We start from the raw sequence: 8710 nt of genomic DNA on the forward strand, positions 1-8710 counted from the left end.
TGTTGATTTACACTGCTAATAGAACGCCTCGGCCCGAGGTGAACACATAAAATCTACATCTGAAAGTGAGTGTGAAATCAATGAAAATTCGTATCTGTGGCAAGCGTGTGATGAAGGGCAACAGCAAGAAAACGGGCAATCCGTACCACTTCACCGAGGTGCATTTCCTCGGCAGCAATCGCGATGTTGAGGGCAGCACCTGTGAGACTGCCATCATTCAGGCTGAAATGTGCGCCCCCGACGCTATCACGGTCGGCAATTCGTTCGACCTTGAGTACAACAAGGATGGTCGTGTCGTCTCGTTCGCGCCCTGCAAGTAAGCGGGAAAAACGGTCGTTTTTCGACTGTGAGCATCCGTGCCCCGATTATGCGTCGGAGTATTGCGTGATTTGCTGTCCGCATAGACCGTGGTGCTATCTCATGCGCGAAAATCCCCCGGCTTCAACGCTCCAGCGTTGAGGAAAGTGCAGGGGGGCAGTATTACCCCCCTGCACTTCTGTAAATTGTAAATCTTTGACATTTTTTGTCAATTCTAAGTAGGTGCTATTATGGCTCAATCCCGCAAGTGGTTGATTACCATAAACAACCCCATTGAGCATGGCTTCGACCATGCCCGCATTAAGGCAGCCGTCAATGACCTGCCCGCCCTCCTGTACTGGTGTATGTGCGACGAAAAGGGCGACGAGTGCGAGACGCTGCATACCCATGTCTATTTCGTTTGTGAGAACGGTCTGACGCATACGCAGGTCGATGCTCGTTTTCCGTCTTTCCATCGTGACATAGCCCGTGGCAAGTCCTCGGAAAATCGCGCCTATGTCCTCAAGGACGGCCCGAAATTCAATAAGCAGCCGGATGGCTCATACTCCTACAAGGACACGGGCGGTCATTTACACGAGGGCGTGAATTTCTCCGACACCTTTGAAGAGGGCGGCGAAATGCCCGTCGAAAGACAGGGCAAGAGCCGCGATGCCGATATTATCGTCGGCATGATAAAGGAGGGCGCGTCCAATGAGGAAATCGTCAACGCAGTTGCTTCTGCTTATCGTGACCTCGAAAAGGTGGAGCGTGTCCGCTCCATGTACCGTGACGCGATGTTCAAAAACTCGTGGCGCGATCTCGAGGTGACCTATATTTTCGGTAAGACCGGCAGCGGCAAAACACGTGGCGTAATGGACGCATACGGCTATGAAAACTGCTATCGCGTCACCGACTACAAGCATCCGTTCGACACTTATGACGGGCAGGATGTGCTTATCTTTGAAGAGTTTCGCGGCTCGCTCAAGCATGGTGATATGCTCAACTACCTTGACGGCTATCCGCTGCTGCTCCCATGCCGCTACTTCAACCGTCAAGCCTGCTTCACCAAGGTATTCATCATCACCAATATTCCACCTGACGCGCAGTATTCTAACGTGGACGCAGAGAGCCGCAATGCTTTCTTCCGTCGCATTCATAAGGTCGTGGAGTACAAAGCCGATGGCGGTACATCGGAGTACACTGGTGTGCAGGCCTATCTTGACCGTTACAGGTGGGCGGATGCAATGATCCATACGCCGCCGCAAATGATTTTATAGTCTCCTTTCCTGCCCCCGTTCGTTCATCGAATGGGCGGGGGCGTCTCTCCTTGAATCTACACTTTCAAAAGGGGCAATTCCTATGGACTACACCGAACAACTCAATGCAATTTCCGCGCAGTTATCCGAGGTGCAAAACGGTATCAATGAGATTATTTCCGTTGCCGCTGACGTTGAGGGTATTTTCATCTTCTTTGCCGTGACCGTCCTTTGCATCTTCGTCTATAAGTTCTTCCGTATCTTCTTCTGATTTTCATATCGCGGGCTGGTGTAAAGGCAGCACACAAGGCTCTGAATCTTGAAATGGTGGTTCGATTCCATCGCCCGCAACCATGGGACTTTTCCCATTCGTGTACAAATTTTCGATGAAAGGAGTGTTGCTTTCAGGACGTCGTTGCTGCTGCTACCACTCTGTCTGGCATCGTGACCAGCTCCATGCTGTCCGGTGTTCTTGACGAGATCGTTGGTCTGCTTCCCGTTGTCATTCCCGTGATGATTGGCTTCATTGCTCTGCGCAAGGGTCTTTCCTTTGTCATGGGTATGCTCCGCGCGGCCTAACGCAAGGGGCGAGGGGCTTCATGCTCCTCGCCCTATTTTTTATTTTGTGAGGTGATTTTTCCCTTGAAAAAGTTTACGCATAGATTGTTGCCCCTTGCTCTCTGCTTCACTCTCACCCTCGGCGCGTTTGCCTATCGTCCACCGCAGGCCAAAGCCGTGGCCGGTGTTGATGATGCAATCGTGATTGGCGCTCTGCTCACGGCCTTTGCTGGTGGCTGCGGCCTTATCTTCTCCAATAACGGTATGACAAGCGGTGAATTGGCGCAGGGCTTGACCGACAAATGGAACGAGTTCAACGAATCTGCCGAAAATGCCGCTTCCTCTTTTGCCGCATGGCTCGGCTTCGAGGATACAAGCGCTCTTTTGGGTGCTCTGTCCTTTTCAGGGGGCAAGCTGGCGATTCCTCGCGCCATCGCTCGGAAATTTGCAGAGTTTACAACGTGGCTTACTTCTAACACAGGCGTAACTGCCGGTGGTGATTCCGTTCCGGTCTCGACCGTGGAAAGTGTAAAGTTTTATCAAATGCATTATGAATCGGGCTTGGGGTATCTGCTTGATGATGAAATTCCGTTTGCTCTTTCTTCATATACAAGTAGTTCGGTTTATAGCTTAGGTACACCTGTTTTTAATATCTATGATTTGCCGAGCACAAGGGATGAATCTTTGATTTTTGGCTTTTCCGGTACTTCTTGGGCAAAAGCATATCTTGATGCATCTGGCAATTTTTGGTGTTATTCTTCGGCTTCTTCCGGTGAGTGGTCGTTGACAAGATCTTCTTCTGTTTCTAAGTTTGTGGACGGCAAGGTCTATGTTGCTCCTTATGTAAACGGAAAAATAAAGTATGGTTTGTTTGTGGAATATTGGGATACTGTTGACGGCTTTAAAGTTAAGCGTTTTAGTGGGATTGATATGGCTTTTACTGGTGCGGGTGCTGAGTCGTCTTTTTCCCGCCTTTCCGTATTTGCTCCGTCTTACTATAAAAATCCCACCATTGACTTACCTGCCGAGGGGGAGGAAGCTGCAAACCCTACCTTGTCCGGTGTCGGTGACGGCACGGCCACGACCATTGAGGGCTTATTGCAGCAGATTCTCGCCCAGCTTCAAGCCAATACCTTAGCTCCTACGCTCGACGTGGCCGGTACGGAGTCAGGCGGCAATACCGGCACGGACGAGGATGCAAAGCCCTATCTGCCATATATTCCGCAAATCTTCGAGAAAATCAAAGAGTTGCCCGGAACGCTCGCCAATATTTGGGAGAGCATCAAGGGCATCCCTGCCGCCATTGCGGAGAAGATAGGCGCTTTCTTTACTACGCTTTGGGGCTGGCTTCAAAACATCATTGACGCGATCGCGGCTTTGCCCGCTGCTATTGCCGAAAAGATAGGCGCTCTTTTCAAACCGGATGAAGCGTTGCTTACGGAGATAACCGACACTTTCAAGGGTAAATTCGGCTTCTTCTCCACCTTGAAGCAGTTCGGCAGTGACCTCTTTGGCATGACGCCGGAGACCGAGCCGCCCGTGATATGGGTACATTTGGAAAATGCGGAAAGTAAGTTCGGCTATAATTACGGAGATAAGCAAAAGATTTTTGATATGACATGGTATCAAAAATACAAGGCTTCGGTGGATGGTCTGCTCTCCGGCTTCCTGTGGCTCGGCTATCTATGGCTGCTCTTCAAACGTGCTCCCTCTATTCTTAACGGTATGCAGATGGACGAAGATTTGCGCCCGCCGCTGCTCGTCGGTGACGTTTCAAGTGCTCCTCGCCTTGGTGCTGGTGACCCCTCGATACATTACGGTGAGGGCTTTACATTCAGGAGTAAAGGGGGAAGGCGCAAGTGATAGTAAATGCTGCGATTACGGCTATTTGGAATCTCGTCCATCCTATTCTTGACCGTGTCCCCGAAATTGGTATTGACTATGCTGGTATCTCGTCCTCGTCCATCTATCAATGGCTGCGTGCTGCGCTCTACTTTCTCCCGATGAATACCGTCATTACCATTTGTGCCCTTTCCTTGGCTCTGTGGGTACTTCGCATGGTTATTGCATTTCTTCATTCCCTCTGGGCTTCCCTGCCTATTGTGTAACAGGAAAGCCGTCCCCACGCTCTCGTGTGGGGATGGTCGGCCGGATTATGTGTATCTGATTTTGTATGTTGCGTACATCCAGACTTTTGTTTCACCGGTTGGCTTTGATGGCGTTTCAATTACTGTCGTATAATCTCCGGTTTCTCCTGGTGCCAATTCAGAGGGTACATTGACGGTCTTTTCTGCAAGTACGTTTTCAGCGGTGTCCTTGATGGTGAATGTGACAATGATGTTGTCGATTGTTTTGTTTGTGCCGTTGGTGATATATGCTTCTACGGTTGCTTTTGAATTGTCTCGTGCATAGAAAAAGCTTACTAAGTCTTTGCTGACCTCGCCGGTTATTGTTTTCTGTAGAGCTTTGGGGCTACTGACTTGTGTTGCTGAATTGTTTGGCGCTGTGGTCATTATTTTCTCTTTTTGCTCTTTTGAGTCAACATATGCTGCTATGGCTATCGTGCAGATGCAAACCCATGTTAGTAGCAGTAAGACAGATTTTGCCGACGGTCCACTTCTTTTGTCTTTAAACCCGCCCTCTGGTATTTCTCTTCCCGTCTTGATACTGTCTATGTCCGAGCCTGCCGCATACCTCGGCTTGTGCTGATTCTGCTGTCGATTAAAATAATCATCTGGCATCTCTTCATCCCTCCCACCTGTGATTGTAGCATAGGGCCTGTACCCTATGCAAGCCTGTATTTCTGCGCTTGCCCATCGTCTGCTGCAAAATGCGTCCCCCGCAGCGAGGGGCTCGGGGGACGCATTTTGCATACCGATTGGCACGCACACCTTGTTCCGCATTTTGAATCTACACTTTCAAAAAAGGAGTATTTCATGCCGACGAAAAATTATCGTATTACCGTCTCTCTTCCCGCCGATCTAACCTATTGGCTCATGGTCTATAAGAACAACTTTTCATTTCCCTCGGACGCTGCTGCTTGTCAAGCCCTGCTCTCCTGCGCTATCCGTGAATACCGGAAAGGAGTGATTGACAATGATTAAATCTCTCTTGCAAATGGTGTGGGAATTTGCAAAAATCCCGCTCTTCCTTTTTCTCGTGTTCTGCGTTGTGTTCGGCTTTCTCTGCCTTGTCTATGGTATCATTCTGTACCGTCGCGGTTATCGCTTTCAGCACGGTGAGCATCATGCTCTGAAAAAGCCCTCGTTCCTGCGCAGCTTTTTCTATCTGCTCCCGCATCAGTTCATGCTCGATATGTACGCCCGAAATCCTGAGTTTTTCACGCATCAGGGCTGCATTATCTTCACGGGCCGTCAGGGCAACGGCAAGACCATCGCCATGGCGCAGCAAGCTCTTGCGTGGCGCGAGGAATACCCCAAAGCAAAGTGTATCACCAATTTCGCCTTGCAAGGTCAGAGCCGAGAGCTGAATGACTGGCGCTTGCTCCTTGATTACAAAAACGGCATCCAAGGCGTGATCGCGTGTATCGACGAAATGCAGAATTGGTTTAGTTCTAACCAGTCCAAAAACTTCCCGCCCGAAATGCTGGAAGTCATTACACAGAATCGCAAGAATCGTCGTGTTATCATGGGCACAGCACAGACATTCAATCGCCTGTCAAAGCCCATCCGGGAACAGGCTACCGAGGTGCGCCGCTGTACCACGCTCTTTGGCTGCCTGACCATCGTTCACCGTGTCGTGCCTGAGCTGGACAGCGAGGGCAACGTGGAGAAGTGGAAGCATCGTGGCTTTTATTACTTCGTCCATGATGAAAAGCTTCGTTCCTCTTATGATACATGGCGCGTCATTGAGAGCCTTAGCAAGAGCGGCTTTCAGCCCGCTCCTGTGGTCGTGCAATCCTGACCGCTCCCCATTCCTGCCGTTCTCGTTCCATGCGCTCTTTTTTCCCACGAAAAAAACTGCTTCTCCCTCGTCCCATTCCGATATGTTAAGCCCCGCCCTTTCGGACGGGGCTTTTGCCTTATGCGTTCGTCGTGTACCCGTTGCGTCTCAACCATGCTTCGGCTTGGTAGTCCTTTACGAACGTCCTGCTTCTCACGTCAGCCTTGTCTCGGCTTTTGAGCATCTGCCCGCTCGCCGCCAGTATCACCACGCACAGCCTGTTGTGCTTCACCACATAGTTTACATACACGGCTTGTCCCTTGTCATTTACCCGCTTCATTTTCCTGTCCTTTCTCCCCGTCCAGCCGGTAGGTCAGCTTTTGAATCTACACTTTCAATCCGTCTTATCTATTGCAAAGATGATGCCGCATAAGCACCAGCTGACAGATGCCGCTAAAAGTATCTCCGTCATGCTCACGCCTCCCGCATCTGCTCCATGCAGTCCATACACATGATGCGCACTTCCTTTGTTGCTCGGACGCTGTTCCCGCACTTCGTGCAAATCAGCTTTCGGGTGCTGCTCGGTCTGCGTTCTCCGCTTTGCGCTGTCGGTGTGCTGCTTGCCGCTCCGCTCCCTGCGATCCCTCGAAAGCCCGTGAAGCTGCTCCGTGCTATCCGTATCTCGTTCCAGCCCTTTTCCAGTGCATACGCCGTCAACCTGTCGTTGTCCTTGCCCTGTGTGTTCCAGCCGTAAATGCCTGCCTTGTAGCACATCAGCAAATGCTCCTCGGCGATCTCCTTGAACTTCCCGTTGTGGTACTTGCCCCCTCGGCTGACCTCTTGTATTCCGTTCTCGCGGCAGTAGAGATGCACCATCTCATGTATGAGCGTGTCCAGCACCTCCTCGATTTCCACGTCCAGCGCTTCGGCGGCTATGTTCATCTCGTAGGTGTCTCCGTCCTTGCGCTTCCACACCTTCCCCACGCTGCAATGACCGTATGTCCCCGGCTTGCTCTGCACCGTGATGATAGGCGTCGGCAGCTGCCCGCCCCACAAGTCGAGGTTGAGCGTGTTGTACATCTTCTCTAACTGACCGACCGCGCGGCTCATTTTCGTTGTCTCTTTCATGTCTCTATATCCTCTCTTGACTTTCGTCGTTCTCTCCTGTATTCTGTAGGTGCTGGCGGTTTTGGTAACCCTGACCGCCAACAGGGGAGCGTGGAACGCTACTCGCTGTCGTATGCTTCATCGACCGTCGCATACTCTACGCCATCGCGTATGTAGCCGTACTCTGTGTACATCCTCTCACCCCCTTTCTGCCGTCCTCAGTGTTCCTACCACTTTGGACGGCGCTCTCATAATGAGTGAAGCGACAAGCGGCGACGCCGCTCGCTCGCTTCACTTGTCCACAAGTGAAGCACAGACGGAAAAAACCGTCAGAGGGGCAAACTGTATGAAGTTTTTGTAAAGTCCGCAGGAGTTTATAAAAAGTTCATGCAGGAAAACCCTTGACGCTTTTTTCTGACTGTGTTACAAATCCAATCATCGCGTAGCGATACCTCATAGAAACAGAAAAGCACCGAACTACCAACCGTAGTCCGGTGCTTGCTCCATCTATAGGGCTTTTGACTATGCACTTTCAAAGAGAGACGGAGAGGGGAAAGAACATGAAAACGTATCGTCGCATGACCTATACCGAACGCCTTACCATCGAGAAGCTATTCAACTCCGGTGCGTCCTATCGCTCCATCGCGTCCTATCTGCATCGCTCTGTATCGTCCATCCATCGTGAAATAAAGCGTGGCTTGTATGACCATCTTGACGGCAGCACATGGCTCATGCAGAAGCACTATTCTGCTCAGATCGCCCATGAGGACGCAGAGTATAATCATAGCGCCCACGGTCGTCCTCTTGCTATCGGCAATAACCATGCCTATGCAAAGTCCATCTCTGAGCGCATCCAAAACGGGGAGTCTCCCGATGCCATTTGCGGCAGCCTGCGAAAAGAAAAAGCGTGGACGGTTTCTACATCCACGCTTTATCGCTATATTGACAGGGGCTATATCCCGAACGTCACCAATGCGGATTTGCCGTGCCCGCGCTGCAAGCGCCGCTATCGCAAGGTGCGTAAGGCCAAGCGCGCTCCTGTCGGTGTCTCTATCGAACTTCGCCCCTATGAGATCAGCGCTCGTACCTCATTCGGACATTGGGAGATGGATTGCGTCATCGGTAAAGCTAAGGGCAAGCGTCAGGCCCTGCTCGTCCTCACGGAACGTCTCACACGCTATGAGCTTATCTTCAAGCTCTCGCAGAAAACCGCTGCCAACGTCAACCGTATTGTTGAATCTACACTTTCAAAATACCCGCAAGGCACGTTTCGCTCTATCACCGTGGATAACGGCTCTGAATTTGCATCCGCCTACCAGCTGCCGCTCCCCGTCTACTACTGCCATCCGTTCTGTTCCTCTGAGCGCGGCTCAAACGAGAACGCGAACAAAATCATACGCCGCTACTTCCACAAGGGTAAATCTCTCTACCATGTCACACAGGCGCAATGTGATGCCGTAGCCGAACGTATGAACGCCATGCACCGTAAAATCCTTGACTACCATACCGCACAGGAGCTATTCGACGCTCACGTCAATTCCCTGCTCTAATTTTTTCAAAAATGTTCGATTGGGTATTGACAATTTTCA

General features: G+C 51.0%; 10 protein-coding genes and 1 tRNA gene. 9 read left to right on the forward strand and 2 right to left on the reverse strand.

The window, feature by feature from the left end; translation table 11 throughout:
• Positions 1-80 precede the first annotated feature (80 nt).
• The 6 genes from KQI17_RS12850 to KQI17_RS12870 all read left to right on the forward strand — a co-directional run bounded on the left by KQI17_RS12850 (position 81) and on the right by KQI17_RS12870 (position 3974).
• Positions 81-320 (forward strand): hypothetical protein, encoded by a 240-nt coding sequence (locus KQI17_RS12850; protein WP_216496606.1) that lies wholly within the window; start codon positions 81-83, stop codon positions 318-320.
• A gap of 228 nt (positions 321-548) precedes the next feature.
• Positions 549-1574: a replication protein gene (locus tag KQI17_RS12855; RefSeq protein ID WP_216496607.1), complete on the forward strand. Its 1026-nt coding sequence runs from the start codon at positions 549-551 to the stop codon at positions 1572-1574.
• 82 nt (positions 1575-1656) lie between these two features.
• Positions 1657-1824: a hypothetical protein gene (locus KQI17_RS12860; RefSeq protein ID WP_216496608.1), complete on the forward strand. Its 168-nt coding sequence runs from the start codon at positions 1657-1659 to the stop codon at positions 1822-1824.
• A gap of 9 nt (positions 1825-1833) precedes the next feature.
• Positions 1834-1907, forward strand: a tRNA-Gln gene (locus tag KQI17_RS12865).
• Between the two features lie 102 nt (positions 1908-2009).
• Entirely contained in the window at positions 2010-2132 is a 123-nt protein-coding gene (locus KQI17_RS13815; RefSeq protein ID WP_256446014.1) for a hypothetical protein, read from the forward strand.
• A 63-nt stretch (positions 2133-2195) separates the two neighbouring features.
• Positions 2196-3974, forward strand: coding sequence for a hypothetical protein (locus KQI17_RS12870; protein WP_216496609.1), 1779 nt, complete (start codon positions 2196-2198; stop codon positions 3972-3974).
• Positions 3975-4264: 290 nt separating this feature from the next.
• Here KQI17_RS12870 and KQI17_RS12875 read toward each other — a convergent pair whose 3' ends face one another.
• Positions 4265-4852 (reverse strand): FxLYD domain-containing protein, encoded by a 588-nt coding sequence (locus KQI17_RS12875; protein ID WP_216496610.1) that lies wholly within the window; start codon positions 4850-4852, stop codon positions 4265-4267.
• 195 nt (positions 4853-5047) lie between these two features.
• On the opposite strand from KQI17_RS12875, the gene KQI17_RS12880 reads away from it, so the two are divergent.
• On the forward strand, positions 5048-5215 hold the full coding sequence (locus KQI17_RS12880) for a hypothetical protein (protein ID WP_216496611.1): 168 nt from the start codon (positions 5048-5050) through the stop codon (positions 5213-5215).
• Complete coding sequence (locus KQI17_RS12885) at positions 5208-6035, forward strand: zonular occludens toxin domain-containing protein (protein WP_216496612.1); 828 nt, start codon at positions 5208-5210, stop codon at positions 6033-6035. Before KQI17_RS12880 ends, KQI17_RS12885 begins: the two co-directional genes overlap by 8 nt.
• A gap of 453 nt (positions 6036-6488) precedes the next feature.
• On the opposite strand, the gene KQI17_RS12890 is transcribed toward KQI17_RS12885, so the two are convergent.
• On the reverse strand, positions 6489-7142 hold the full coding sequence (locus KQI17_RS12890; protein WP_216496613.1) for a SprT-like domain-containing protein: 654 nt from the start codon (positions 7140-7142) through the stop codon (positions 6489-6491).
• A gap of 539 nt (positions 7143-7681) precedes the next feature.
• Between KQI17_RS12890 and KQI17_RS12895 the strand changes: the two genes are divergently transcribed.
• Positions 7682-8671, forward strand: coding sequence for an IS30 family transposase (locus KQI17_RS12895; RefSeq protein ID WP_216496614.1), 990 nt, complete (start codon positions 7682-7684; stop codon positions 8669-8671).
• Positions 8672-8710: the final 39 nt, after the last annotated feature.

This window comes from Oscillibacter sp. MSJ-31 (assembly GCF_018918025.1).
GTDB lineage: Bacteria > Bacillota > Clostridia > Oscillospirales > Oscillospiraceae > Hominicoprocola.